The organism is Stutzerimonas decontaminans, from assembly GCF_000661915.1.
In the GTDB taxonomy this organism is placed as follows: domain Bacteria; phylum Pseudomonadota; class Gammaproteobacteria; order Pseudomonadales; family Pseudomonadaceae; genus Stutzerimonas; species Stutzerimonas decontaminans.
In genome coordinates this window covers 4012004-4036461 of sequence record NZ_CP007509.1, presented here as the reverse complement: position 1 = coordinate 4036461, position 24458 = coordinate 4012004, and the positions used below count along the sequence as shown (strand labels likewise).

Genomic DNA, 24458 nt, shown 5'->3' with positions numbered 1-24458 from the left:
ATGCAGACCCTCGGCAACCTGATCAACAACGAGGCCGTCGCCGGCCGCTCCGAGCGCCACGCCACCGTCTATAACCCGGCCACCGGCGAGCCGCGCCTGTACGTCTCGCTGTCCTCGGCGGATGAAACCCGCGAAGCGATTGCCGCCGCCCAGGCCGCCTTCGACGGCTGGTCGAAGACGCCGCCGCTGGTACGCGCGCGGGTCATGTTTCGTTTCAAGGAACTGCTCGAACGGCGCCGTGACGACGTTGCCCGCTTGATCACCAGCGAGCACGGCAAGGTCTTTTCCGACGCCCAGGGCGAAGTCACCCGCGGGCTGGAAGTGGTCGAGTTTGCCTGCGGCATCCCGCACCTGCTTAAGGGCGAGTTCTCCTCCAATGTCGGTCGCGACATTGATTCCAACTCGCTGATGCAGCCGCTGGGCGTCTGCGTCGGCATCACCCCGTTCAACTTCCCGGCGATGGTGCCGCTGTGGATGCTGCCGGTGGCCATCGCCTGCGGGAATACCTTCGTCCTCAAGCCCTCGGAAAAGGACCCCAGCGCGACCATGCTGCTCGGCGAGCTGCTGGCCGAAGCCGGGCTGCCGGCTGGCGTGCTGAATATCGTCAACGGCGACAAGGAAGCGGTGGACGTGCTGCTCACCGACGAGCGGGTGCAGTCGGTCAGCTTCGTCGGCTCGACGCCCATCGCCGAATACATCTATGCCACCGCCTCGGCCCACGGCAAGCGCTGCCAGGCCCTGGGCGGGGCAAAGAACCACATGGTGGTGATGCCCGACGCCGATCCGCAGCAGGTGGTCAGCTCGCTGATCGGTGCGGCCTACGGCTCGGCCGGCGAGCGCTGCATGGCGATCTCCGTGGCGGTGTGCGTCGGTGACGAGGTGGCGGACAAGCTGGTCGGCATGTTGCAAGGCGAGATCGGCCAGATGCGCACCGGCCCGGGGCTGGGCGTCGAGCCCGAGCCGCACATGGGCCCGCTGGTGACCCGCGAGCACCAGCAGAAGGTCAGCGGCTACATCGATCTCGGCGTGGAAGAGGGCGCGACGCTGGTCTGCGACGGTCGCGGCATCAAGGTCGCAGGCTACGAGAACGGCTTCTACCTCGGGCCGACGCTGTTCGACCGGGTCACGCCGGACATGCGCATCTATCAGGAGGAAATCTTCGGCCCGGTGCTGGCCGTGGTGCGGGTGAAGAGCTTCGACGAGGCGCTGCAGCTGATCAACGACCACGAGTACGGCAACGGCACCTCGATCTTCACTCGCGACGGCGACACCGCGCGGCAGTTCGAGGAGAACGTCAGGGTCGGTATGGTCGGCGTCAACGTGCCGATCCCCGTGCCGATGGCCTTCCACTGCTTCGGCGGCTGGAAGCGCTCGGTATTCGGTCCGCTGAACATGCACGGTCCGGACGGGGTGCGCTTCTTCACCCGCATGAAGACCGTGACCCGGCGCTGGCCCACCGGTATCCGCGCCGGTGCCGAGTTCGCCATGCCGACCATGAAGTAAACCGCGCGGCACCGTTGCACAGACGGTGCCGGTCGCTACACTCGTGCGCGCCCTGCGGGGCGCTCATCTCATCGAACGACAAGGCAGGCGATGCGCAGCACTCCCCGCGAAAAAGGCTCCTCCATCACCCGCGTGCTGGAAATCATCGAGGCGGTCGCCGCGGCGAAGGAGCCGCTCAGCCCGACCGCGCTGGCCGAGCGTCTGGAGATTCCCAAGGCTAGCGCGCACCGGCTGGTGCAGACGCTGGAAAAGGAAGGCTTCCTGCAGTTCGGTCTGCGTGGCGGCCTGCTGCCGGGCGAACGGCTGCATGTCGCGGCGCTGAACATTCTGCGCAGCAGCCGGCACAAGGCGCTGCGCCAGGCGATCCTGCGCCAGCTCTCCGAAGCCATCGGCGAAACCTGCGGGCTGGCCATCCCGGATGGGCTGGACATGCTCTATTTCGACCGGGTGCAGACCAACTGGCCGTTGCAGATCAACCTGCCGATCGGTAGCCACACGCCGCTCTGGTGCACCGCCAGTGGCAAGCTCTACCTGGCCTCGCTGTCGCCGGAGCAACTGGAGCGGGTGCTGCCGCGCCTGCCGCTGCAACGGATGGCGCGCAACACGCTGACTGACCTCAGCGCGCTGCGTGACGATCTGGCGCGGGTGCGTGAAGAACAGCTGGGCACCGATTGCGAGGAGTTCATCGACGGCATGGTCGCCTGTGCGGTGCCGGTGCGGGATGCCGACGGCGAGCTGCTGGCCTGCCTGTTCAGCCATGCGCCGGTGATTCGCTGCTCGATGGCGCAGCTGCTGGAGTTCGTGCCCCGGCTGCGCGCCGCGGCGGACGAGCTGGAAGCCGTGCTCGGCAGCGCGGCGGCGCTGGACGAACAACGCTGAGTCAGATCACGTAGAACAGAATCGCGATGAAGTGCAGCAGGCTGCCGACCATCACGAAGATGTGCCAGATGCCGTGCCAGTGGCGGAAGCGGTCGTCGAAGACGAAGAACACGATACCCACCGTGTAGCAGATGCCGCCGGCCAGCAGCCAGGCGAAGCCGGCACCGCCGAGCGCCGCCAGCAGCGGCTTGACCGCCACCAGCACGATCCAGCCCATCACCGCGTAGATCACCAGTGACAGCACCCGCGCCTCGGAGCGCGGCTTGATCTCCTGCAGCATGCCGATAACGGCGAGGCCCCAGACGATGCCGAACAGCGTCCAGCCCCAGGGCCCGGCCAGAGTGACCAGGCAGAACGGCGTGTAGCTGCCGGCGATCAGCAGATAGATCGACAGGTGATCGAGCTTGCGCATGACCACCTTCGCCCGTCCGCGCAGGCTGTGGTACAGCGTCGAGATGCTGTAGAGCAGGATCAGGCTGAGGCCGTAGATCGCGGCACTGACGATCTTCGCCAGCTCGCCGTCGAGCGCCGCCAGCACCAGCAGCCAGATGGCACCCAGACTCGCCAGAACTGCACCGATCAGGTGCGTCCAGGCATTGAAGCGTTCGCCGTGGTACATCGAATCCCTCCAGAAACCGCAATCTGCAAAGCATGCCGCGGTTGGGTTACGGGATACAAACAGATCAGTGGAAGTTGCTTGGAGTTCAGGCGCAGAGCGGTGTCAGGCTTATGGTTGGCGCCGGTCCTTCAACCTGCATCGCCGCGAGGGCGCGCCTCCCACAGGGAAGCGGTATGCAGCAGCTTGCCCTTGTCGCCTACCTCGGGGCGAGGCCTTTGACTTGGCGTCGGTCCGCAGTCTCTATCATGGCCAGGGCGCTCCTGCTGCCGGCCGCGGTGTTTGCAGGCCACTTTCGTGGGAGGCCCGACCTCGGGGCGAAGCTCTTTGGACATCAGCTCCGTAGCTTCGCCTGTCGCGGCTTTTCTCAACGCTTGAGCATCGCCCGCATCGCCGCCAGCGCGTCGTTGCCGCGCGCGGCCTTGACCTCCACCGGCGCGTCCTCCTGGCCTTCCCAGACCAGGTCCTCCGGCGGCAGCTCGTCGAGGAAGCGGCTCGGCGTGCAGTCGATCACCTCGCCATACTGTTTGCGTTTGGCGGCAAAGGTCAGCGCCAGGTTGCGCTTGGCGCGAGTGATGCCGACGTAGGCCAGGCGCCGCTCTTCCTCGATGGTGTCGGCCTCGATGCTGGAGCGGTGCGGCAGGATCTCTTCCTCGAAGCCGATGATGTACACCGAGGGAAATTCCAGGCCCTTCGAGGCGTGCATGGTCATCATCTGCACACCTTCGGCACCTTCTTCCTCTTCCTGCTGACGTTCGAGCATGTCGCGCAGCACCAGCTTGCCGATGGCGTCCTCGATGGTCATGTCGCCGTCTTCGTCTTTCTCCAGCGTGCTCTTCAGCGCATCGACGAGAAACCAGACGTTGCCCATGCGCGCGTCGGCCACCTTGTCGCTGGAGGCGTTCTGGCGCAGCCAGTTCTCGTAGTCGATGTCCATCACCATGCTGCGGATGGCGGCGATCGGGTCGTTCTGCGCGCACTGCTGGCGCACGTTGTCCATCCAGTGCTTGAAGCGTGACAGGCGCTCGGCGTAGCGGCTGTCCAGATGCGCGCCGAGGCCGATCTCGTCGGCGGCGGCATACATCGAGATGCCGCGCTCGCTGGCGTAGTTGCCGAGCTTTTCCAGGGTGGTGGAACCGATCTCGCGGCGCGGCACGTTGATCACGCGCAGGAAGGCGTTGTCGTCGTCCGGGTTGACCAAGAGGCGGAAGTAGCTCATCAGGTCCTTCACCTCCTGGCGGGCGAAGAAGCTGGTGCCGCCGGACAGGCGATAGGGAATCTGGTGGTGCTGCAGCTTCAGCTCCATCAGCTTGGCCTGGTAGTTGCCGCGATAGAGGATGGCGAAGTCGCTGTAGGGGCGCTGGGTACGCAGGTGCTCGGTGAGGATTTCCAGTGCTACGCGCTCGCACTCGGCGTCCTCGTTGCGCGTGCGGATCACGCGGATCTCGTCGCCATGGCCCATCTCCGACCACAGCTGCTTCTCGAACACGTGCGGGTTGTTGGCGATGAGGATGTTGGCGCACTTGAGGATGCGGCTGGTGGAGCGGTAGTTCTGCTCCAGCATCACCACCTTCAGCGAGGGGTAATCCTCCTTCAGCAGCATCAGGTTTTCCGGACGCGCGCCACGCCAGGCGTAGATCGACTGGTCGTCGTCACCGACCACGGTGAACTGGTTGCGCATACCCACCAGCAGCTTCACCAGCAGGTATTGGCTGGCGTTGGTGTCCTGATATTCGTCAACCAGCAGGTAGCGGATGCGGTTCTGCCACTTCTCCAGAATGTCGGCGTGCTCTTGGAAGAGTTTCACCGGCAGCAGGATCAGGTCGTTGAAGTCCACCGCGTTGTACGCCTTGAGCGTACGCTGGTAGTGCAGGTAGACGATGGCGGCGGTCTGCTCCTTGGGGTTGCGCGCGTTGGCCAGGGCTTCGTCGGGCAGAATCAGGTCGTTCTTCCAGCTGTCGATGTAGTTCTTGATCTCATCGGCGCCGTCGTCGCCGGAATACTCCTTCTGCATGATGTCGGTGAGCAGCGCCTTGATGTCGCCGTCATCGAAGATCGAGAAGCCGGGCTTGTAGCCCAGGCGCGCGTATTCCTTGCGGATGATGTTCATGCCCAGATTGTGGAATGTGGACACGGTCAGGCCGCGCGCCTCGGCGCCCTTGAGCAGGCTGCCGACGCGCTCCTTCATCTCGCGCGCGGCCTTGTTGGTGAAGGTCATGGCGACAATATGGCGGGCCTGGATGCCGCAGTGCTGCACCAGATAGGCGATCTTGCGAGTGATCACGCTGGTCTTGCCGGAGCCGGCACCGGCGAGCACCAGAAGTGGGCCGCCGACGTAGTTCACGGCTTCCTGCTGCCGAGGGTTGAGTCGGGACATGGTATTCAGGTCATTCGAAGCGGGGGCGGGAGTTTAACAGGCTGATGGGTGGATGCCGGCCCGCTGCGTGCTCAATAAAACGCCGATCGTCGCGCATGGGGCTTGGCTGAACGAAATAATGGATTAGTCTTGTGCGCGCTGCAGGAGGCAGGGCGTTTGCAAGGGACTGTGCTGGAAGCCCGGGTAGCTTCGCCCGTCTGCAAACCTATCGAGTCCGGAGGTCGCTTGCCAGCGCCTGTCCAAACCATGCCGCTGCTGTTGCGGGCCGAGCGCCCCGAGTGGGCCGAGCGGCTGCGTGCCTGCCTGCAGGGTTCGCACTGCACTGAGCGGCTGGTCGTTGCGTCTGACTGGGAGTCGGTCAGGGAGCAGCTCGAGTCGCCCTGTCTGTTATTGGCCACGCCACAATGCCGGCCGGCTCCCGGACGCTATCCCTGGCCTCTGATCCTGCTGCTCGACGAGGAGCCGGCGCAAATGCCGGAAGGCGCAGTCGACTGGCTGGTGGCCGATCAGCTGAGCCCCGAAGTGCTGCGTCGCTGCCTGCGTTACGTGCGTGAACGCTGCAACCTGCAGGGCACCTTGCGCAAGCTCGCCGAGCAGGACCCGCACACCGGTATCGTCAACCGCCAGGGCTTCCAGACCCTGCTGCGCGATGCCCTGGCCGAGCATCAGGAACAGGGCCTGGTGCTCGGTTATCTGGATCTCGACAACTTCCGCCACGTCAATGACGCGCTCGGCCATCAGGCCGGGGACCGACTGATCCTGCAGGTGGTGGCGCGGCTGAAGGCGCAGCTGGAGGTCGGCGACATGCTGGCACGGCTGGGCGGTGACGAGTTCGCCCTGCTGCTCGATACCCGCAACGAGCCCGAGCGCGCCGAGGAGGTTGCCGATCGCATCGTCGAAGCCCTGGCGGAGCCCTACTGGGTAGAGGGCGAGAGTCTGATGCTTGGCTGCAGTCTCGGCTTGGCGCGGGTGAGCGAGGGTATCAAGGCCGATCCGCTGCTCTGGCACGCGCAGATCGCCATGCGCCAGGCCAAAGCCCGCCAGGGCTGCACCTGGTGTTTCTATGACGAGCAGGTCAGTCGCAGCGCGCGCAGCCTGGCCGATCAGGAGGGCGAGCTGCGCCGCGCCCTGCGCCGTGGTGAACTGGAACTGCACTACCAGCCGCGCCTGTGCCTGGACAGCGGGCGCATCGTCGGCCTGGAGGCGCTGGTGCGCTGGCTGCACCCGGAAAGAGGGCTGCTGGGGCCGGATGCCTTCATTCCCATGGCCGAGGAGAGCGGGCTCATCGTGCCGCTGGGCTACTGGGTGATCGCCCGAGCGCTGCGCGACCTGCAAAGCCTGCACGAAGGCGGGGCGGATTCGCTGCACATGGCGATCAACCTGTCCTTCCGCCAGTTTCAGGACAGCCAGCTGCTGCCAACGCTGAACCGCCTGATAGAAGAACGCGACATCGATCCGCACTGGCTGGAATTCGAACTCACCGAAACGGCGGTAATGCGCCGCAGCGAGCAGGTGCAGAGTGCCATGCACGCGCTGGGCGAACTGGGTGTGCGCTTCTCGCTGGACGACTTCGGTACCGGGTTTTCGTCGTTCGTGCACCTGTCCAGTCTGCCGATCACCCTGCTGAAGATCGACAAGAGCTTCGTCGCCGGTATGGTCGTGCGGCCGGAGAAACTGCAGCTGGTGCAGGCGATGGTCGGGCTGGCGCACAACCTCGGCCTGGAAGTGGTCGCCGAGGGCGTCGAAAGCACTGAACAGCTCGAACTGTTGCGCCAGTTCGGAACGCAGCAGGTGCAGGGTTACCTGGTCAGCCAGCCGTTGCCGCTGGCCGAGTTGGTGAGTTTCATGAGTGCCGAGCGCTTGGCGGCTGGCGTGGCGCACTGATGCACTGATGCACTGATCAGGTGCGTCCTGGCCCAGCGGCCAGGACGCTAACCGATTCAGCGGACCATGTGCAGGAAGTGCATGTGCTTTTCGTACTGGCCGAGGATGTCGCTGATGACGTCCTCGCGGCTCCAGCCCATCACGTCGTAATCCTGGCCGCCTTCCTTCAGGTGCACCTCGGCGCGGAAGTACTTGCGCTCCTCGCGCTCGTCGTCCTCGCTGCTGGCAACGAAGCTCGGCATGGCATAGGCGCGCGGGCGAACCTCGTAGATGAAATCCGGCTCGCCATCATGGGTGATTTCGAAGCGCAGGCGCCGGTCATCGCCTTCGCTGATCTCGACCACATATCCCTGCTTGCGCATTTCCTCGGCGATGTCGTCGTAGGCCGGGCGCACCACTTCGGTGATGAAGCGCACCACATGGGCGCGCCGCGGGAACAACATCAACGTGCGCAGTCGGCGCTGCCAGCCACCCGCGCTGCGCGGCGCGCTGGGCGAGGTGCTCAGGGCCTGGTAGCGCAGCCCCTGCTTGGTCGCGTCCAGGCGCAGCGCCTTGAGCAGGCCCCACATCGAGCAGAGCAGGGCAATGGTGAAGGGCAGGGCACTGGCGATGGTGGCGGTCTGCAATGCGGTCAGACCATCCGCCAGCAGCAGCGCGATGGCCACGCCGCCCATGGAAACGGCCCAGAAGATCCGTTGCCATACAGGCGTGCCCTGCTGCCCGCCGGAGGCGAGCATGTCCACCACCAGCGCGCCGGAGTCCGCCGAAGTGACGAAGAACACCACCACCATGATGATGGCGATCAGCGAGATGAGCGCCGAGAACGGGAAGTGCTCGAGGAAGGCGAACAGGGCCAGCGAGCTGTCGCGTTCGATCGCTTCGCCAAGGCTGGTCACGTGCTCCCAGAGAATCATGTGAATCGCGGTGTCACCAAACACGGTCATCCACAGCAGGGTGAAGGCGGTCGGTACCAGCAGTACGCCGGCGACGAACTCGCGGATCGTCCGGCCGCGCGAGATACGCGCGATGAACAGCCCGACGAAGGGCGACCAGGCCAGCCACCAGCCCCAGTAGAACAGCGTCCAGCCGCCGATCCAGTCGTTCGGCTCGTAGGCGTAGAGGTTGAAGGTCTTGTCGACGATGTCTGACAGGTAGCTGCCAGTGTTCTGCACGAACGTCTGCAGGATGAACACCGTCGGCCCGGCAACGAGCACCATCAGCAACAACAGTGCTGCCAGCGTCAGGTTCAGCTCGGACAGCCGGCGCACGCCCTTGTCCAGTCCGGTAACCACTGAAACCGTGGCCAGCAGCGTGGTGGCGATGATCAGGCCGATCTGCACCGGCACGGAGATCGGCAGGCCATAGAGGTGGTTCAGGCCGGTGTTGATCTGGGTGACGCCCAGGCCCAGCGACGTGGCGACCCCGAGTACGGTACCGATGATGGCGAAGATATCCACGGCATGGCCGATCGGCCCGTAGATGCGCTCGCCGATCAGCGGATAGAGCGCCGAGCGCAACGTCAGCGGCAGACCGTGGCGATAGGCGAAGTAGGCCAGGATCATCGCCACGATGGCGTAGATCGACCAGGCATGCAGGCCCCAGTGGAAGAAGGTGATCTTCATCGCTTCGCGCGCAGCGAGCGTGGTGCCGCCTTCGCCGGTCGGTGGTGAGAGAAAGTGCATCACTGGCTCGGCGACACCGAAGAACATCAGACCGATGCCCATGCCTGCGGAGAACAGCATGGCAAACCAGGTCAGTGCGCTGTAGTCCGGCTCGCTGTGATCCGGGCCGAGCTTGATGTCGCCGTAGCGACTGAACGCCAGCAGCACCACCATCAGCAGGATGAGTGCGACAGCGAGAATGTAGAGCCAGCTGACATTGGCGATGATCCAGGCCTGGGTGTCGCCAAACAGGGTTTGGGCGTGGCTCTGGAATGCGACGCTGTAGATCACCAGCGCCAGGATGATGACTGCCGAGCCATAGAAGACCGGGGCGTTGAGGTGGGAAGACGAGGGCTGTTTTGCCTCCATGCTGCGCTCCTTCGGGTTGTGTCTGGGGAGTGGCCGCCTGTGGCGAAAGCCAGCCAATTTAACACAGACCGCGAAAGGCGCCGGTTGTCCGCGGCCGATTGCTGCCAGTCGGAGCTCGGTCTAGAGCAGGTTCATTCTTGGCTGGCAGGCCGATATTGCAGGGCTTCAGCGAGGTGCTGGCGGCTGATGCTCGCAGCCTGTTCCAGGTCGGCAAGGGTGCGCGCCACCTTGAGCAGGCGGTGCGCCGCACGCAGCGACAGCGTCAGCCGCTCGCAGGCGCGTTCCAGCCAGACCTGATCCTCCGCTATCAGCTGGCAATGGTGGCGCAGGCCGGCGAGGTCGAGAAAGGCATTGGCGCAGCCTTGGCGGGCCAGTTGCAGCTGCCGCGCCTGGGCCACCTGGGCGGCCAGAACGGCACTGCTTTGCCCCATTTGCGGCGGGGCGTTGAGCGCCGTGGCCTCGCGCGCCACGGTCAGGTGGAGGTCGATGCGGTCAAGCAGGGGGCCGGAGAGCTTGTTGCGATAGCGCTGGATCTGATCCGGCGTGCAGCGGCAGCGGCCGTTGGGATCACCGAGATAGCCGCACGGGCAGGGGTTCATCGCCGCCACCAGCTGGAAGCGCGCAGGAAAGCGCACCTTGTCGCGCGCCCGGGCAATCACGATATGTCCCGACTCCAGCGGTTCACGCAGGACCTCGAGCACCTTGCGGTCGAACTCCGGCAGCTCGTCGAGGAACAGCACGCCCTGATGCGCCAGGGTGATCTCGCCCGGCTGCGGCCGGCTACCACCGCCAACCAGTGCCGGGCCGGATGCACTGTGATGGGGCTGACGAAAGGGCCGTTGCGGCCAATGCTCCAGGGGGCTGTGGCTGGCCACCGAGTGGATGGCGGCCACCTCCAGCGCCTCCTGTTCGTCCAGCGGTGGCAAGAGGCCGGGCAAGCGGCTGGCCAGCAGCGTCTTGCCGGTGCCTGGCGGCCCGGAAAAAAGCAGATTATGCGCCCCGGCCGCAGCGATCAGCAGGCCGCGTTTGGCCGCCTGCTGCCCTTGGACCTCGGCCAAGTCCGGGTAGGGCTGAACCTGCCGCAGCAGGCCTTGCGCCACATAGGGCTGCAAAGGCGTGACGCCATTGAAGTGCGCAGCGACCTCGAGCAGGTGCTCGGCCGCATACACGGTGAGTCCGGAAGCGAGGCTGGCTTCTTCGGCGTTGGCCCGCGGCACCAGCAGGGCGCGCCCGGCAGCACGAGCGGCGAGGGCGGCTGGCAGCACGCCCTGGACCGGACGCAAGGCACCGGACAGTGCCAGCTCGCCGAGGCATTCCAAACCGTCCAGTCGCTCGGCCGGCAGCTGACTGCTGGCGGCGAGGATGCCCAGGGCGATGGACAGGTCGAAGCGACCACCGTCCTTGGGCAGGTCGGCGGGTGCGAGGTTGAGGGTGATGCGTCGTGCGGGGAAATCGAAGCCGGAGGTCAGGATGGCGCTGCGTACGCGATCCTTGCTTTCCTTGACCGCGGTTTCCGGCAGGCCGACCAGGGTCAGCGCTGGTAGACCGTTGGCCAAATGGGCTTCGACGGTCACCGAAGGTGCTTCGACGCCGATCTGCGCTCGGCTATGAACTATGGCCAGGGACATCCGATCACTCCTTTGATCGTGTCGCGGCCCGGTCTGTCAGGACGCGGGCGGCGTGAGCTTTTCTTCCAGTTCGGCAACCTTGGCTTCGAGCGCCTCCAGGCGAGCGCGGGTGCGTGCGAGCACCACCATCTGGCTATCGAATTCATCGCGGCTGACAACGTCGAGCTTGTTCAGCGCACCCTGCACTACGCCCTTGAGCTGGGCTTCGAACTCACCACGCGGCAGCGGCGTCTCGCCGTTGAACAGGCGCGAGGCCTGGGAGCCGATGGCATCTAGAAAAGCTTTTGGCGGCAACATGGAATACACCTGTCGTTGAACGGGGCGCAGTGTAGCACGGCGCCTTTTTCGTCTTTCCGGCGAGGCGTGCACAGAAAATGAGCAGCTCGTGGTGCGTCGATGCACCAATTGAGTGCGTTGCGCGCTCTGAACCGTTCGTCGGCCGTAGTTGGCGGGCGGCTAACCCGCGAAACAACGGGGCTCGCGTAAAGCTGGCATTGATTCTGCTTTGTCCCTGGCGACGCATGCACCACCCGGTTGCGATGCGCGAACGATTCGAGACGCTTTGTCGGAGAGGTTGGTGGTGTCGGTCCGCTGCCGGCTGCAAGCCGGAGCGTTACAAGAGCCAGACACTGAGCTTAGACTTGAGCCGGGTTCGTACTTCTGGGGCAAGTCCACCTAAAACGGGAGAAGTTTTCATGAAACTAGTCACTGCCATCATCAAGCCGTTCAAGCTGGACGACGTGCGCGAGTCGCTGTCGGAAATTGGCGTACAGGGCATCACCGTCACCGAAGTCAAAGGCTTCGGTCGCCAGAAGGGTCACACTGAGCTGTATCGCGGTGCCGAATACGTTGTCGACTTCCTGCCGAAGGTGAAGATCGACGTAGCCATCGCCGACGATCAGCTCGATCGCGTGATCGAGGCCATCACCAAGGCGGCCAACACCGGCAAGATCGGTGACGGCAAGATCTTCGTGGTCAACCTGGAACAGGCCATCCGCATCCGTACCGGCGAAACCGATACCGACGCGATTTAAGCGGCACCTCCGAACCCCCACGCCCCAGGAGTAAAACCATGACTCTGCGAAAATTCGCAGGGCTAGGAGCCCTTTTGTCTCTGATCAGCCCAGGCCTGGCCCTGGCGCAGGAGGCAACGCTGGATTCAGGCGACACGGCATGGATGCTGACGGCCACTGCGCTGGTGCTGTTCATGACCATCCCTGGGCTGGCGCTGTTCTACGGTGGCATGGTCCGCTCGAAGAACATTCTCTCGGTGATGATGCAGTGCTTTGCGGTCACCGGCCTGATGAGCATCCTCTGGATGGTCTACGGCTACAGCCTCGCGTTCGATACCACCGGTATGGAAGCGGGGGTAACCAACTTCAATTCCTTCGTCGGTGGCCTGGATCGCGCTTTGCTGAGCGGTCTGACACCCGACAGCCTGGTCGGCGCCTTCCCGGAAAGCGTCTTCATCACCTTCCAGATGACCTTTGCCATCATCACCCCGGCGCTCATCGTCGGCGCATTCGCCGAACGCATGAAATTCTCCGCGATGCTGGTGTTCATGGGCGTCTGGTTCACCCTGGTCTATGCGCCGATCGCGCACATGGTCTGGGGTGGCGACGGCGGCCTGATGTGGGACTGGGGCGTGCTCGATTTCGCTGGCGGCACTGTGGTGCACATCAATGCCGGTATTGCCGGTCTGGTGGCCTGCCTGGTGCTCGGCAAGCGCAAGGGCTATCCGACCACGCCGATGGCACCGCACAACCTGGGCCTGACTCTGGTCGGTGCCGCGATGCTCTGGGTCGGCTGGTTCGGCTTCAATGCGGGCTCGGCCATCGCCGCCAATGGAACCGCGGGCATGGCCATGCTGGTGACCCAGATCGCTACCGCAGCCGCGGCGCTGGGCTGGATGTTCGCCGAGTGGATCGGTCACGGCAAACCCAGCGCGCTGGGCATCGCTTCGGGCGTGGTTGCCGGTCTGGTCGCCATCACGCCGGCCGCCGGCACCGTGGGCCCGATGGGCGCGCTGGTCATCGGCCTGGTCTCCGGGGTGGTCTGCTTCTTCTGCGCCACCAGCCTGAAACGCAAGCTTGGCTACGACGACTCGCTGGATGCCTTCGGCGTGCACGGTATCGGCGGCATCGTCGGTGCGCTGCTCACTGGCGTCTTCGCCGCACCGATGCTGGGCGGTTTTGGCGAGGTGGAGAACATCGGCCTGCAACTGTGGATTCAGTTCAAGGGCGTGCTCTTCACCGTGGTGTACACCGCCATCGTCACCTACCTGATCCTCAAGGCGATCGATCTGGTGATGGGGCTGCGGGTCAACGAGGAGCAGGAAACCATCGGTCTCGACCTCAGCCTGCATAACGAACGCGGCTACAACCTGTAACCCATTTCAGCGCAGACCCCGGAGCCAACCCGGGGCCAACCCAAAAGCGGCGCAGATCACCGGAGCGGTATGCGGTGGCTTGCGGACCGAATAGCGCACACAGCGCGACAGCAAGAGGTGACACATGGATAGCACTGCATTGATACCCGTTCAGTACGGACTCGATACCTTCTACTTCGTGATCTGCGGAGCGCTGGTGATGTGGATGGCGGCGGGTTTCGCCATGCTCGAAGCCGGTCTGGTCCGAGCGAAGAACACCGCCGAGATCCTCACCAAGAACATCGTGCTCTACGCGTTGGCGTCGATCATGTATCTGCTGGTCGGCTACTACATCATGTACTCCAGCCCGGAAGGCGGCATCCTGCCGAGCCTGGGCTTCCTGATCGGTGACGAGCATGCGGCCGACCTGGTCGCCGCCGGCGGTGAGGACGCGCCTTACTACTCCGCGCGTGCCGACTTCTTCTTCCAGATCGTGTTCGCCGCGACCTGCATGTCGGTGGTTTCCGGCGCGGTGGCCGAGCGCATGAAGCTCTGGGCCTTCATCGCTTTCGCAGTGGTGATGACCGGCTTCATCTACCCGATCCAGGGCTTCTGGAAGTGGGGCGGCGGCTTCCTCGATGCTGCCGGCTTCCTCGACTTCGCCGGTTCCGGTGTGGTGCACATGGCCGGTGCGGCCGCGGCCCTGGCCGGTGTCCTGCTACTCGGTGCGCGCAAGGGCAAGTACGGTCCGAATGGTCAGATCAATGCCATTCCGGGTGCCAACATGCCGCTGGCGACACTCGGCGCCTTCATCCTGTGGATGGGCTGGTTCGGCTTCAACGGTGGCTCGCAGCTGAAGATGAGCACCATCGAGGACGCCAATGCCGTTGCTCAGGTCTTCGTCAATACCAACATGGGCGCCGCTGGTGGCCTGATCGCCGCGCTGATCACTGCGCGTCTGCTGTTCGGCAAGTCCGATCTGACCATGGTGCTCAACGGCGCGCTGGCCGGTCTGGTGGCGATCACCGCCGAGCCGCTGACGCCGAGCGCCCTGCAGGCGACGCTGATCGGCGGCGTCGGTGGTGTACTGGTGGTGTTCAGCATCCTCGGCCTGGACAAGCTCAAGCTCGATGACCCGGTCGGTGCCATCTCGGTACACGGTGTCGCCGGTATGTGGGGGCTGCTGGCCGTGCCGCTGACCAACGCCGATGCTACCTTCGGTGCTCAGTTGCTGGGCCTGGTGTCGATCTTCCTCTGGGTGTTCATCGCCAGCCTGATCGTCTGGGGCATCATCAAGGCGGTGATGGGCCTGCGTGTCAGTGAGGAAGAGGAATACGAAGGCGTGGACGTGGTCGAGTGCGGTCTGGAAGCCTATCCGGAGTTCACTCGCCAGTAACGATTTGCTGCTACATGACAAGGGCGCCTTTTGGCGCCCTTTGTTTTTTTTGGCGCCACGCTAGAATGCGCGCGACCAGCCGTTGAACATGAGCCTTCGAACATGTGGCAACAGACCCTGATCACCTTGCGCGCGCGACCACGTGGCTTCCACCTGATCACCGACGAGCTGCTCGCCGCATTGCCGGAACTGCGGCAATGTCAGGTCGGTCTGTTACACCTGTGGCTGCGGCATACCTCGGCGTCGCTGACGATCAACGAGAATGCCGATGCGGCGGTACGGCGTGACTTCGAGCGCTTCTTCAATCGCCTGGTGCCGCAGGGTGAGGGAGGCTACGAGCATGACTACGAAGGGCCGGACGATCTGCCGGCGCATTTCAAGGCCAGCCTGCTCGGCTGCCAGTTGAGCCTGCCGGTCAGTGAGGGTCGCCTGGCGCTCGGCACTTGGCAGGGCATCTATCTCGGGGAGCACCGTGACCAGGGTGGGGCGCGGCAGATAGTGGCAACGCTGCATGGGACGGCAAGTTGAATTTTTTTTGGCGGTGTCGGTCTTTCGGCATCGCTGGGCTATAACTTACTCCGCTTTGGCTAGGCCATGAGGTTGAACATGAGCGACGAAGAACTAGAACAAGACGATCTGGACGTTAGCGACGAGGAGGACGGGGAGGAGCTGAGCGCCGCCGACGAGGGCGACGACAGCCTCGACGACGAAGGCACCGACAGCGAGCGTGCCACACCGGCGAAAAAGACCAAGGCCAAGGCCGTCGAACCTGACGAGCTGCCGAGCCTGGAAGCCAAGCAGAAAGAGCGCGAGGCGCTGGCGCGGGCCATGGAGGAATTCCTGGCGCGTGGTGGTCAGGTGCAGGAAGTCGAACCCAATGTGGTCGCCGACCCGCCGAAGAAGCCGGATAGCAAATACGGCAGCCGTCCTATCTGAAACGGCACGGAAGAATTGCGATAAGCCCGCCTGCAAAGCGGGCTTTTTCGCATATGGCGGAAGGCTTCTCGCTCAGGCGCCGCGCCAGCCAAGCAGCAGCTTGGGCAGCTCGGCCAGGCTCTGGATTTGCGCGTCGGGATGGTAATCGTGTGGCCAGTCAACCCGCTTGGGGTTGAACCAGATCGCCCGTAGCCCGGCTTGCTGGGCGCCAGCGATATCGTCCAGCGCGTGATCGCCTATGTGCACGGCCTGCTCCGGACGTGCGTCGCCCAGGCGCAGGGCCTGCTGAAAGGGATGCGGATCGGGCTTGCCGACCCCCAGCTCTTCGGCGCACAGGGTGAACTGGAAGTAGTCGGCCAGGCCCAGGCGGCGCACGTCGGCATTGCCGTTGGTGATCACGCCAAGGGTGTAGTGATTGGCGAGAAATTCCAGGGTCGGTTGCACGTCCGGGAAAATCTGCACTTCATGGCGCGCGTCGAGAAATACCTGAAAGGCCCGTTCGGCCAGTTCTCCCGCTTCATCGGCGGGATAGCCGGCATCGTGCAGCGCGTGCTGCAGGATGCGCCGGCGCAGCTCGCTGATGCGGTGGCGTAGCGCCGGTTCCTGTTCGATCAGCATGCGGCGGATAGCGCCCAGTGCCTCGACGGGAAATTCGCCCAGGCGCGGCGCATGCACGCCCAGCCAGTCGCGCAGGGCGGTTTCGGCGCTCTGGATGGCCGGCGTGGTTTCCCAGAAGGTGTCGTCCAGGTCGAAGGTGATCAGGCGAATGCTCATGTGTCGGTGTCCTGCTTGCGCTTGGCGCGCGGATGCGCCTGATCGTAGACCTTGGCCAGGTGCTGAAAGTCCAGATGGGTGTAGATCTGCGTGGTGCCGATATCGGCATGGCCGAGCAGCTCCTGCACCGAGCGCAGGTCCTGCGACGATTCCAGCAGATGGCTGGCGAAGCTGTGACGCAACATGTGCGGATGCAGGTGTTGGCCGAGCTCGCGCACACCGGCCTCACGCACTCGTAGCTGCACGGCCCGCGCGCCGAGGCGACGGCCCTGCTGGCCGATGAATACCGCCCCATCGGCCGGGTTGGCCAGCGCGCGTATTGGCAACCAGGCCTGCAGGGCCTCGCGTGCCTTGCGTCCGACCGGCAGCTCGCGCACCTTGTTGCCTTTGCCGAGCACTCGCACCATCCCCGCCGGCAGGTCGAGCTGATCAAGGTTCAGGCCGACCAGTTCCGACAGCCGCAGGCCGGATGAATAGAACAGCTCGAGCATGGCCTGATCGCGCAGGCCGATGAAATCGTCCTCGACGCCACCCTCGAGCAGCTGCATGGCCCGATCGGTATCCAGCAGCTTCGGTAGACGGCGTTCGCCTTTCGGTGCGGACAGGCCGGCCGCCGGATCGTGCTGGCAGATGCCTTCCTGATTCAGATAGCGATAGAAACCACGTACCGATGACAGCAGGCGGGCCAGGCTGCGGCTGGACTGGCCCAGGCGATGCAGCTCGCCAACCAGCTGGCGCAGGTGTCGACCCTGCAGCGCGGTCCATTCGCCGATGTTTTCCCGCTCACAGTAAGCCAGCAGCTTGTTCAGGTCGCGCCAGTAGCCGTCCAGCGAGTGGCCCGACAGCTGTCGGGCGCTGCGCAGGTGTTCGAAGTAGGCGTCGAGTTCGTTCTGCATGAACAGGCTCCAGCCTCAGGCCGCGAGCGGGCGCGTGTGGTGCGTGGCGTTGGTCCGCAATTGCGCTCAGCGTACCGAGCGCAGCGGCGTACCGAAGCGCGGCAACACACGGGTCAGCACTTCGGCGATATAACCGAGGAACAGCGTGCCCAGCGAGCTCTTGTAGTGCTGTGGGTCCGGGCTGCCGATCGCCAGTACGCCCAGCTGATTGTTCAGGCTGACTACCGCCGCGGAGCCCACGCTGCCGCTGTCTTCGGCGCCGAACAGGAAACTCAGCTCGAGCGGGCGGAGCACGCCGCAGATGGTCTTGCCGCCGTCGAGCAGGCCGCCGATGCTCTGCTGCGCTTCGCCGGTGCTGACGCAGCGGCCCACCGGCAGTGTCGCGTCGCTGAACAGGATCAGGCTGACGTAGGGCACCTGGAACTCGTGGCGCAGGCTGTCTTCCACTGCGCTGACCACTTCCTCCAGGCTGCTGGCGTCAAGCAGATCGAGCACCAGCCGGCGGGTCTTGTCGAACAGGCGGTCGTTGTCGCGCGCCACGTCCATCAATTGCGACAGGCGATGGCGCATCTCGATGTTGCGCTCGCGCAGCAGCTTGACCTGGCGTTCGACCAGCGACACCGCGGTGCCCGGCTGATGGGGAATGCGCAGCTCGGGAATCAGCTCGTCGTGATCGACGAAGAATTCCGGGTGGGCGCGCAGGTAGGCGGCGACGGCTTCGGCATCGGGTAGCGGGGTGCTGCCCTGAGTCTGGTCGGTCATAGGCGAACCTGTCCTTCAAATACACGAACGGCGGGGCCGGTCATCATAACCGGCTGTCCGGGACCTGCCCATTCGATGGACAGACGGCCACCCGGCAGGTCGATCTGCACCGGCGAGTCCATCCAGCCCTGGCGAATGGCAGCTACCGCGGCGGCGCAGGCGCCGGTACCGCAGGCCTGGGTTTCCCCGGCACCGCGTTCCCAGACGCGCAGCCGCGCATGGCGGCGGTCGACGATCTGCAGGAAGCCAACGTTGACCCGTTGTGGAAAGCGCGGGTGATGCTCGATCTTCGGTCCCAGCTCATGCAAGGGTGCCTGCTCGACGCTGTCGACGCGCAGCACCGCATGGGGGTTGCCCATGGATACGGCGGCCAGCTCGACGCGCTGGCCATCGACTTCGAGCGGATAGCTCAGGGCTTCCTGATCGGCCTGGAACGGAATCTCGGCCGGCACCAGGCGTGGCGGGCCCATGTCGACGCGGATCTGTCCATCCGGGCGGATATCCAGCTCGATGATGCCGCCCTTGGTTTCGACCTTGATCTTGCGTTTGACGGTCAGGCGCTTGTCGACCACGAAGCGGGCGAAGCAGCGCGCGCCGTTGCCGCACTGCTCCACTTCCGAACCGTCGGAGTTAAAGATGCGGTAGCGGAAATCGACATCCGGATTCTGCGGCGGCTCGACGATCAGCAGCTGATCGAAGCCGACGCCGGTATGGCGATCGCCCCACTGCTTGGCGTGCTTGGGCTGGATGTGCGCGTGCTGGCTGACCAGGTCGATGACCATGAAGTCATTGCCCAGACCGTGCATCTTGGTAAAGCGCAGAAGCATGATCTTGGCCTCAAGTGGGCAGCAGGCTTTCGCCGGCGTATAGCTCCTGAACGCTCTCGCGACGGCGCACTTCGAAGGCCTGGTCACCGTCCACCAGCACCTCGGCAGCGCGGCCGCGGGTGTTGTAGTTGGAGCTCATGACGAAGCCGTAGGCACCGGCCGAACACACCGCCAGCAGGTCGCCCTCGATCAGCGCCAGCTCACGATCCTTGGCGAGGAAGTCGCCGGTCTCGCAGATCGGTCCGACGATGTCGTAGCGACGCGTATCGCCTTCGTGCGGCTGCACCGCGACCACGTTCATCCAGGCCTGGTACAGCGCCGGGCGGATCAGGTCGTTCATCGCCGCATCGACGATGGCGAAATCCTTGTGCGCGGTGTGCTTGAGGTATTCCACGCGGGTCAGTAGCACGCCGGCGTTGGCGACGATGGAGCGGCCCGGCTCGAACACCAGCGCCAGCCCGCGGCCTTCGATGCGCTGGCGCACGGCCTGGATGTAGTCGCCGGCCAGCGGTGGCTGCTCATCCCGGTACCGCACGCCGAGGCCACCACCGAGGTCAAGGTGACGAATCTGGATGCCGCGTGCGGCGAGGCGGTCGGTCAAGGCGAGCAGGCGATCGAGCGCATCGAGGAAGGGCGGCAGGCTGGTCAGCTGCGAGCCGATGTGGCAATCGACGCCGACCACGTCCAGGTTCGGCAGCTCGGCTGCGCGGGCATAGACCGCCTCGGCGTTGTCGATATCGATGCCGAACTTGTTCTCTTTCAGACCGGTGGAAATGTACGGGTGGGTGCCGGCATCGACGTCCGGATTGACCCGCAGCGATACCGGCGCCTTTTTACCGAGCTCGGCGGCGACCTGCTGCAGGCGCTCCAGCTCGTCGGTGGATTCCACGTTGAAGCAGTGCACACCGACTTCCAGCGCGCGGCGCATGTCGTCGCGGGTCTTGCCGACGCCGGAGAAGACGATACGGTCCGGCTGCCCACCAGCGGCCAGCACGCGCTCCAGCTCACCGCGCGAAACGATATCGAAGCCTGCGCCGAGACGCGCTAGCACGTTCAGCACGCCCAGGTTCGAATTGGCTTTGACGGCGAAGCAGACCAGATGCGGCATGCCAGCCAGCGCATCGGCATAGGCCCGGTACTGGGCTTCGATGTGCGCGCGGGAATAGACATAGGTCGGGGTGCCGAAGCGTTGCGCAAGTGCGGGCAGTGCCACGCCTTCCGCGAAGAGTTGACCGTCGCGGTACGAGAAGGCCTCCATGAACAGCCTCCTTTAGAGTTCGAAACGGTCTTTGGAACGTTCTTTGACGGTTTTCTCGTCATCCGGCAGGTACAGCGGACCTTTCTGGCCACAACCGCTGAGCGCGGCGGCGAAGACGGCGAGGGCGATGAAGGGAAGCAGAAGGCGCTTCATGGGGGCTGGAATCCTTGAAAAATCTAATCGCCGGAGTATACCCAGCACCCGGCGGATTGCCTATGCGAGCAGCACGTCACACGGCGGCAGTGCTGGCGGGCGGCTCGCTTGATCCGGCTGCGCCCTGCTAAGCTCGCGGCCATCGCATGCGGCCCGCGTCGCGTGCAGAACAATTCGAGGAAGTGTTGCATGAGCCTGAGCGAAGCCCGTTATCACGATCTGGTCGATGCTGTGCAGGAGAGCGTCGAGGACGTGTTCGATGACACCAGCATGGACGTCGACCTGGAAAACTCCGGTGGTGTGCTGACCGTGCGTTTCGATAACGGCAGTCAGCTGATCCTCAGCCGGCAGCCGGCCCTGCGTCAGTTGTGGGTGGCGGCGCGCTCGGGGGGCTTTCATTTCGACTACGACGAAGGCGGCCAGCTATGGTTGTGCGATGCCAGCGGCGAACGCCTTGGTGAGCTGCTGTCGCGGGTAACGCTGGAGCAGGGCGGTGAAGCGCTGGAATTCGAGGATATCTGACCCGATCTGCCTGCAGCCCCCGCGCGCCGGGCGCTGCAGGCAGGGGCCTTGCTTATTCGGGCTGCTGTGATAGTGTCTCTCGCAGGTCAACAAAACCCCGCCTTCGGGCGGGGTTTTGCTTTTTTCGTGTTTTATTTTTTCGCAGGAGCTTGCCAGAACCCATGACCAGTGCACCGCCGATCATCCTTACCCAACTCGATCTGCAGCGCCTTGAGCGGCTGCTCGACAGCCTGGACGACTACGGTCCGGCCGCCGAAGCGCTCGAGCAGGAACTGTCGCGGGCGCAGATCGTGGAACGCAGCGAGATGCCTGCCGGTGTCGTCACCATGAACTCGCGCGTGCACTGCCGCGACGAAGGCTCCGGCAAGGACTACCACCTGACGCTGGTCTATCCCCACGACGCCGGCAAGGAAGGCACCGTGTCCGTCCTCGCGCCGGTCGGTACGGCGCTGCTGGGCATGAGCGTCGGCCAGCACATCGACTGGCCGACTCCATCCGGCAAGATGATCAAGCTCACCCTGCTCGCGATCGAATACCAGCCCGAGGCGGCAGGCGACCCGTTCTGACCGGTAGCGCTTGCAAGATGATCAGCCCGGCCGCTGCTGCGATCGGGCTGGTAGCTGCTTCCGGCAGCTCTGCCGTTGTCGAAGCAAAAAGCATTCGATAGCCACTGCGCAATGCAGCTGGTTCGTCAGGCCGGAACCTCGCCGCGACGTTTTCTGAAGCCCCGCCAGCGCCCTCTTATGAGTCCATTGCCGCGTTCAGCGCTGCCTCCAGCCGCGTCTTGTAGCGCAGGTATTGCACCGTCTGGCTGCGTCCGTTGCCGTGCAGACCGGTAAGGTCGAGGTCGGTGATGTAGCAGGGGTAGCGTTCACCGTCGCGGCGTCGGGAAATGATCGTGCGTGTCACGGCGGCGAACAGTTCGGCGCCATATTCCAGGCCGGAAAACTCCTGGTGGTTGCAGTACAGCGTGACCTGTGAGCGGCCGTTTTCGCCCGCTTCGACAATTGCCTGCACGTCGTAGAACGGATCATTCACCTCGCCCTGAGGCGCTGGCCTTCGTTCGAGTTGCGCAGGCCGGGTGCCTCGCCCCGGTTGTATGCGGTAGAAGAGGATCGCCGGGTCGACCAGCACCTCGCTTTGGCCGGCCTGCTGCGCGCTACGCCGATAGAGCATCGACTCGAGGAAGCGCATCAGTGGGCGCAACAGGGTGCGCTCATCGCGGTACGGCAGTTGCTGGCGCCAGAGGGCGTTGCACTCATCGAGCACGCTGAGTTCGGCGATTTCCCCTGCCGTGCGGTAGAACACCTGCAGGCACCCCGGGCGACCTTGCGCAAGGATCAGCGCCAAATCGTCACCTTCCAATGCCGCGCGATCGAGCCGGAGCGGACTGTAGGCGTGGTGAGCCTCGCCAAGGTGTTCGAGCAATGCTGCGCGATCGCTCAGGCTGGTCAGCTGTAGGGCGTTCGCGTCGCGCTGCAGCATGTGGAAATGCTGGCGAATCTGCAGCAGGTAGCGTCCGTGAGCGACACTGGCGAGGCTCTGCTGGACATCCTCGAAAATCTGTTCGACCCGGCGGGTGATGGTCTGACCGCGATTGCGGGCGAAGCAGAAGACTTGCAGCAGCGGTGCCTGCGCGGCCTGCTCGAGGCTATCCAGGTAATCGCGCATGCATAGTGGCAGCGCTTTCGGCCCTTCGTAGCGCGTCACCAGCATCTCGTTCCAGCTGTTGAGCGTGACCTGATCCACGCTCAGCACCAGATTTTCCGGCGCCGCGCTCAGTATCGACTGCTCGCCGATGGCAGATGCTGTCGGGGTTTGCAGAGTAGGGTCCAGGCCGACGTTGATCAGTAGCAGCACCCGGCTGGGTTTGCAGGCTGCCAGCAGCGCCTCTTCGTCCACCGGGCACAGGGGCATCGGCAGCGCACGGCGCAGGCCGTTGAACAGGGCGAACAGTTCCGCTTCGCTCAGGCCGCTGTCGCCAGGGAACAGGGAGAGATGGGTGCCGACATCCACCACGCCGTTGCGGTGACACCAGGCCAGCAGCGCGACCAGCTCGCGAGAGCGCTTCAACGGGGCGAAATTGCTCAGTTCCGGCGCGGTGAGCTGGCCCTGATAGAGCGACCAGCGCTCGTCGCCCGCTGCGTCGTAATCCTGCACCAGGGTCAAACTGTGTTCGGCCATATCCGGAGAGATACCGAGATTGACCACCTCCACCTTGCCGGCCTTGCGTTCGATCGCTGCGTACAGGCGCCGACCGAGCACGCCGAGATCGCGACTGGTGAGCGGACTAGTCGCCTGCAGGCGTCGGGTGAAGTCGCTGAGAAAGCGGTAGCCGTAGGTCAGTTCGTTAACCAGCACGCGGCGTTCCTGGCTGACCTGCCGCACTTTCCAGTGGCTGCGGTTGTCGAGCAGCGCGAGCTGCCGCTCGTCCCAATGCCAGTCGTGCGTGAGGCGCTCAAGCAGGCTGCGTTGCCAGCTCTTGTTACGGTTGATCGGCGGTCGGCTAAGCGGGCGGTTGACCTTCAGATACAGACAGCGCCGCGCTAGCTCCAGACGCTCTCGATCGCCGCGCTCGCTCAGGTAGCGCTCAATGGTGTGGTAGGCGGCGATATAAGGGTCGAGTTCGTCGAGCTCGATTCGGCCGTGATAGATGGCCTGTTTGAAATCCAGTGCCAGGCAGCGCAGCTGTGGGTACTGGCTGGCATACACCTCTACCAGCAGCAGCTTGAACAGGGACTTGTACGGCGCGGCGATGGCCTTGTACAGCTGCCAGAGCCCGGCACCGACAAACTCACCGGGTGGCACCTGGCCAAGATGACCGAGGTCGAGCACCTCGTCGGCACGCACGAAGCGCTTGGCCAGCAACGTCGCCACGTACTCGTCGTAGCGGTGCTCCTCGTAGTCAGGCACCAGCCACCAGAGCGGGGTGCGCCCGCCGAGCCAGAGCGCGGTGCGGTAGAACTCGTCGAGCAGCAGGTAGTGCTGGGTGGTGCCGCAGTCATCGGAGGTCAGCCTGGCTTCGCGCTGGCCCTGGGGGAAGCGTTGTGGATCGACCAGGAAGAAGTGCGCTTCGCTGCCCTGGCTGGCCGCCCAGGCCTGCAGCAGGTCGCACTTACGTCGCAGTTCTTCAAGTTGCCGGGCATCCAGTGCCGGGTCGTGGCAGACCCAGACATCCAGATCGCTGTGCTCGTCCTGAGCCACGGTGCCTAGGCTGCCCATGAGGAAAAGGCCGAGAATCGGCTGGGGTGATTTTCCGCGCACCGGCTTGTAGGCGAAGGAGCGGCTTAGGCGCTGCGCCTCGGCGAGCTGTTCGGCATCTGGCACGAAGTGGGCGAGCCCGGCCGGGGTGGTCGCCGAAACATAGCCAGGGAGAATCGGGTGGTTGACGTGAAACAGCAGTGGCAACAACTTGAGCACTTGTTGCTGGCGCGTCGACATCGCCTGCAGAGCCCGTTCCAGCCGTGCGGCGTTGACTGCTAGAAAGCGCGCACGCAGTGTCGCCAGCACCTTGCGGTCGATGCCTTCTTCGAGAATCGGGTTGATGTGCTGAATGCGGGTCATGGAGATTCGTGCAGGCCAGACTAACCCCTGTTCATCGGCCAATTCGCGCGTGGCTTGAGGCAGGGGATGCGTTTGCCTGTCGCGG

Annotated in this window: 22 protein-coding genes; 10 read left to right on the top strand and 12 right to left on the bottom strand. The window is 64.5% G+C overall.

Going from position 1 to position 24458, the window contains the following annotated elements; genetic code table 11:
- Both UIB01_RS18710 and UIB01_RS18705 read left to right on the top strand, forming a co-directional pair.
- On the top strand, positions 1 to 1503 hold the full coding sequence (locus tag UIB01_RS18710) for a CoA-acylating methylmalonate-semialdehyde dehydrogenase (protein ID WP_038663790.1): 1503 nt from the start codon (positions 1 to 3) through the stop codon (positions 1501 to 1503).
- A gap of 90 nt (positions 1504 to 1593) precedes the next feature.
- Complete coding sequence (locus UIB01_RS18705; RefSeq protein WP_038663787.1) at positions 1594 to 2382, top strand: IclR family transcriptional regulator; 789 nt, start codon at positions 1594 to 1596, stop codon at positions 2380 to 2382.
- Between the two features lies 1 nt (position 2383).
- Here the strand turns inward: UIB01_RS18705 and trhA are convergent, their stop codons facing one another.
- Both trhA and rep read right to left on the bottom strand, forming a co-directional pair.
- Positions 2384 to 3001 carry a PAQR family membrane homeostasis protein TrhA gene (trhA, locus tag UIB01_RS18700; protein WP_038663784.1) on the bottom strand — a complete coding sequence of 206 codons (618 nt, stop codon included), beginning with the start codon at positions 2999 to 3001 and terminating at the stop codon, positions 2384 to 2386.
- A gap of 364 nt (positions 3002 to 3365) precedes the next feature.
- Positions 3366 to 5375, bottom strand: coding sequence for a DNA helicase Rep (gene rep / locus UIB01_RS18695; protein WP_038663781.1), 2010 nt, complete (start codon positions 5373 to 5375; stop codon positions 3366 to 3368).
- A gap of 246 nt (positions 5376 to 5621) precedes the next feature.
- On the opposite strand from rep, the gene UIB01_RS18690 reads away from it, so the two are divergent.
- Entirely contained in the window at positions 5622 to 7259 is a 1638-nt protein-coding gene (locus UIB01_RS18690; protein WP_038663778.1) for a putative bifunctional diguanylate cyclase/phosphodiesterase, read from the top strand.
- 56 nt (positions 7260 to 7315) lie between these two features.
- Here UIB01_RS18690 and betT read toward each other — a convergent pair whose 3' ends face one another.
- The 3 genes from betT to UIB01_RS18675 form a co-directional block, all read right to left on the bottom strand.
- On the bottom strand, positions 7316 to 9289 hold the full coding sequence (gene betT, locus UIB01_RS18685) for a choline BCCT transporter BetT (protein ID WP_038663776.1): 1974 nt from the start codon (positions 9287 to 9289) through the stop codon (positions 7316 to 7318).
- Between the two features lie 131 nt (positions 9290 to 9420).
- Positions 9421 to 10917, bottom strand: coding sequence for a YifB family Mg chelatase-like AAA ATPase (locus tag UIB01_RS18680; protein ID WP_038663773.1), 1497 nt, complete (start codon positions 10915 to 10917; stop codon positions 9421 to 9423).
- A gap of 36 nt (positions 10918 to 10953) precedes the next feature.
- Entirely contained in the window at positions 10954 to 11214 is a 261-nt protein-coding gene (locus tag UIB01_RS18675; RefSeq protein ID WP_013981620.1) for an accessory factor UbiK family protein, read from the bottom strand.
- A gap of 398 nt (positions 11215 to 11612) precedes the next feature.
- On the opposite strand from UIB01_RS18675, the gene glnK reads away from it, so the two are divergent.
- The 5 genes from glnK (at position 11613) to sutA (ending at position 15617) form a co-directional block, all read left to right on the top strand.
- Complete coding sequence (gene glnK / locus UIB01_RS18670; RefSeq protein ID WP_003096476.1) at positions 11613 to 11951, top strand: P-II family nitrogen regulator; 339 nt, start codon at positions 11613 to 11615, stop codon at positions 11949 to 11951.
- 38 nt (positions 11952 to 11989) lie between these two features.
- Positions 11990 to 13306, top strand: a complete 1317-nt coding sequence (locus UIB01_RS18665; RefSeq protein ID WP_038663769.1) for an ammonium transporter — start codon at positions 11990 to 11992, stop codon at positions 13304 to 13306.
- Between the two features lie 124 nt (positions 13307 to 13430).
- Positions 13431 to 14681: an ammonium transporter gene (locus tag UIB01_RS18660; RefSeq protein WP_038663766.1), complete on the top strand. Its 1251-nt coding sequence runs from the start codon at positions 13431 to 13433 to the stop codon at positions 14679 to 14681.
- Positions 14682 to 14783: 102 nt separating this feature from the next.
- Positions 14784 to 15209, top strand: coding sequence for a secondary thiamine-phosphate synthase enzyme YjbQ (locus tag UIB01_RS18655; RefSeq protein ID WP_015278430.1), 426 nt, complete (start codon positions 14784 to 14786; stop codon positions 15207 to 15209).
- A 78-nt stretch (positions 15210 to 15287) separates the two neighbouring features.
- A complete protein-coding gene (gene sutA, locus UIB01_RS18650) occupies positions 15288 to 15617 on the top strand; it encodes a dormancy-specific transcriptional regulator SutA (protein WP_015278429.1) in 330 nt (109 codons plus the stop codon).
- A 72-nt stretch (positions 15618 to 15689) separates the two neighbouring features.
- Here sutA and UIB01_RS18645 read toward each other — a convergent pair whose 3' ends face one another.
- The 6 genes from UIB01_RS18645 to lptM form a co-directional block, all read right to left on the bottom strand.
- The gene (locus tag UIB01_RS18645) at positions 15690 to 16391 is read right to left on the bottom strand and encodes an HAD family hydrolase (RefSeq protein WP_038663762.1); all 702 of its coding nucleotides are present in this window, start codon (positions 16389 to 16391) and stop codon (positions 15690 to 15692) included.
- Positions 16388 to 17287, bottom strand: coding sequence for a tyrosine recombinase XerC (gene xerC / locus UIB01_RS18640; RefSeq protein ID WP_038663760.1), 900 nt, complete (start codon positions 17285 to 17287; stop codon positions 16388 to 16390). The genes UIB01_RS18645 and xerC overlap by 4 nt, the downstream gene beginning before the upstream one ends.
- Before the next feature lie 66 nt (positions 17288 to 17353).
- Positions 17354 to 18049, bottom strand: coding sequence for a DUF484 family protein (locus UIB01_RS18635; RefSeq protein WP_038663757.1), 696 nt, complete (start codon positions 18047 to 18049; stop codon positions 17354 to 17356).
- On the bottom strand, positions 18046 to 18876 hold the full coding sequence (dapF, locus tag UIB01_RS18630; protein WP_038663754.1) for a diaminopimelate epimerase: 831 nt from the start codon (positions 18874 to 18876) through the stop codon (positions 18046 to 18048). Before dapF ends, UIB01_RS18635 begins: the two co-directional genes overlap by 4 nt.
- Positions 18877 to 18886: 10 nt before the next feature.
- Positions 18887 to 20134, bottom strand: a complete 1248-nt coding sequence (gene lysA, locus UIB01_RS18625; RefSeq protein WP_038663751.1) for a diaminopimelate decarboxylase — start codon at positions 20132 to 20134, stop codon at positions 18887 to 18889.
- Between the two features lie 12 nt (positions 20135 to 20146).
- A complete protein-coding gene (lptM, locus tag UIB01_RS18620; protein ID WP_014821761.1) occupies positions 20147 to 20287 on the bottom strand; it encodes an LPS translocon maturation chaperone LptM in 141 nt (46 codons plus the stop codon).
- A 189-nt stretch (positions 20288 to 20476) separates the two neighbouring features.
- On the opposite strand from lptM, the gene cyaY reads away from it, so the two are divergent.
- Together cyaY and rnk are read left to right on the top strand one after the other, a co-directional pair.
- A complete protein-coding gene (gene cyaY, locus UIB01_RS18615) occupies positions 20477 to 20809 on the top strand; it encodes an iron donor protein CyaY (RefSeq protein WP_038663748.1) in 333 nt (110 codons plus the stop codon).
- A gap of 161 nt (positions 20810 to 20970) precedes the next feature.
- Positions 20971 to 21375 (top strand): nucleoside diphosphate kinase regulator, encoded by a 405-nt coding sequence (gene rnk, locus UIB01_RS18610; protein WP_038663745.1) that lies wholly within the window; start codon positions 20971 to 20973, stop codon positions 21373 to 21375.
- Positions 21376 to 21550: 175 nt separating this feature from the next.
- On the opposite strand, the gene UIB01_RS18605 is transcribed toward rnk, so the two are convergent.
- On the bottom strand, positions 21551 to 24373 hold the full coding sequence (locus tag UIB01_RS18605) for a class I adenylate cyclase (RefSeq protein WP_038663742.1): 2823 nt from the start codon (positions 24371 to 24373) through the stop codon (positions 21551 to 21553).
- Positions 24374 to 24458: the final 85 nt, after the last annotated feature.

Bases quoted from the DNA above. Each gene is read 5' to 3' on its own strand.
- UIB01_RS18710 (WP_038663790.1), top strand. From the start codon at position 1: ATGCAGACCCTCGGCAACCTGATCAACAACGAGGCCGTCGCCGGCCGC.
- UIB01_RS18705 (WP_038663787.1), top strand. From the start codon at position 1,594: ATGCGCAGCACTCCCCGCGAAAAAGGCTCCTCCATCACCCGCGTGCTG.
- trhA (WP_038663784.1), bottom strand. From the start codon at position 3,001: ATGTACCACGGCGAACGCTTCAATGCCTGGACGCACCTGATCGGTGCA.
- rep (WP_038663781.1), bottom strand. From the start codon at position 5,375: ATGTCCCGACTCAACCCTCGGCAGCAGGAAGCCGTGAACTACGTCGGC.
- UIB01_RS18690 (WP_038663778.1), top strand. From the start codon at position 5,622: ATGCCGCTGCTGTTGCGGGCCGAGCGCCCCGAGTGGGCCGAGCGGCTG.
- betT (WP_038663776.1), bottom strand. From the start codon at position 9,289: ATGGAGGCAAAACAGCCCTCGTCTTCCCACCTCAACGCCCCGGTCTTC.
- UIB01_RS18680 (WP_038663773.1), bottom strand. From the start codon at position 10,917: ATGTCCCTGGCCATAGTTCATAGCCGAGCGCAGATCGGCGTCGAAGCA.
- UIB01_RS18675 (WP_013981620.1), bottom strand. From the start codon at position 11,214: ATGTTGCCGCCAAAAGCTTTTCTAGATGCCATCGGCTCCCAGGCCTCG.
- glnK (WP_003096476.1), top strand. From the start codon at position 11,613: ATGAAACTAGTCACTGCCATCATCAAGCCGTTCAAGCTGGACGACGTG.
- UIB01_RS18665 (WP_038663769.1), top strand. From the start codon at position 11,990: ATGACTCTGCGAAAATTCGCAGGGCTAGGAGCCCTTTTGTCTCTGATC.
- UIB01_RS18660 (WP_038663766.1), top strand. From the start codon at position 13,431: ATGGATAGCACTGCATTGATACCCGTTCAGTACGGACTCGATACCTTC.
- UIB01_RS18655 (WP_015278430.1), top strand. From the start codon at position 14,784: ATGTGGCAACAGACCCTGATCACCTTGCGCGCGCGACCACGTGGCTTC.
- sutA (WP_015278429.1), top strand. From the start codon at position 15,288: ATGAGCGACGAAGAACTAGAACAAGACGATCTGGACGTTAGCGACGAG.
- UIB01_RS18645 (WP_038663762.1), bottom strand. From the start codon at position 16,391: ATGAGCATTCGCCTGATCACCTTCGACCTGGACGACACCTTCTGGGAA.
- xerC (WP_038663760.1), bottom strand. From the start codon at position 17,287: ATGCAGAACGAACTCGACGCCTACTTCGAACACCTGCGCAGCGCCCGA.
- UIB01_RS18635 (WP_038663757.1), bottom strand. From the start codon at position 18,049: ATGACCGACCAGACTCAGGGCAGCACCCCGCTACCCGATGCCGAAGCC.
- dapF (WP_038663754.1), bottom strand. From the start codon at position 18,876: ATGCTTCTGCGCTTTACCAAGATGCACGGTCTGGGCAATGACTTCATG.
- lysA (WP_038663751.1), bottom strand. From the start codon at position 20,134: ATGGAGGCCTTCTCGTACCGCGACGGTCAACTCTTCGCGGAAGGCGTG.
- lptM (WP_014821761.1), bottom strand. From the start codon at position 20,287: ATGAAGCGCCTTCTGCTTCCCTTCATCGCCCTCGCCGTCTTCGCCGCC.
- cyaY (WP_038663748.1), top strand. From the start codon at position 20,477: ATGAGCCTGAGCGAAGCCCGTTATCACGATCTGGTCGATGCTGTGCAG.
- rnk (WP_038663745.1), top strand. From the start codon at position 20,971: ATGACCAGTGCACCGCCGATCATCCTTACCCAACTCGATCTGCAGCGC.
- UIB01_RS18605 (WP_038663742.1), bottom strand. From the start codon at position 24,373: ATGACCCGCATTCAGCACATCAACCCGATTCTCGAAGAAGGCATCGAC.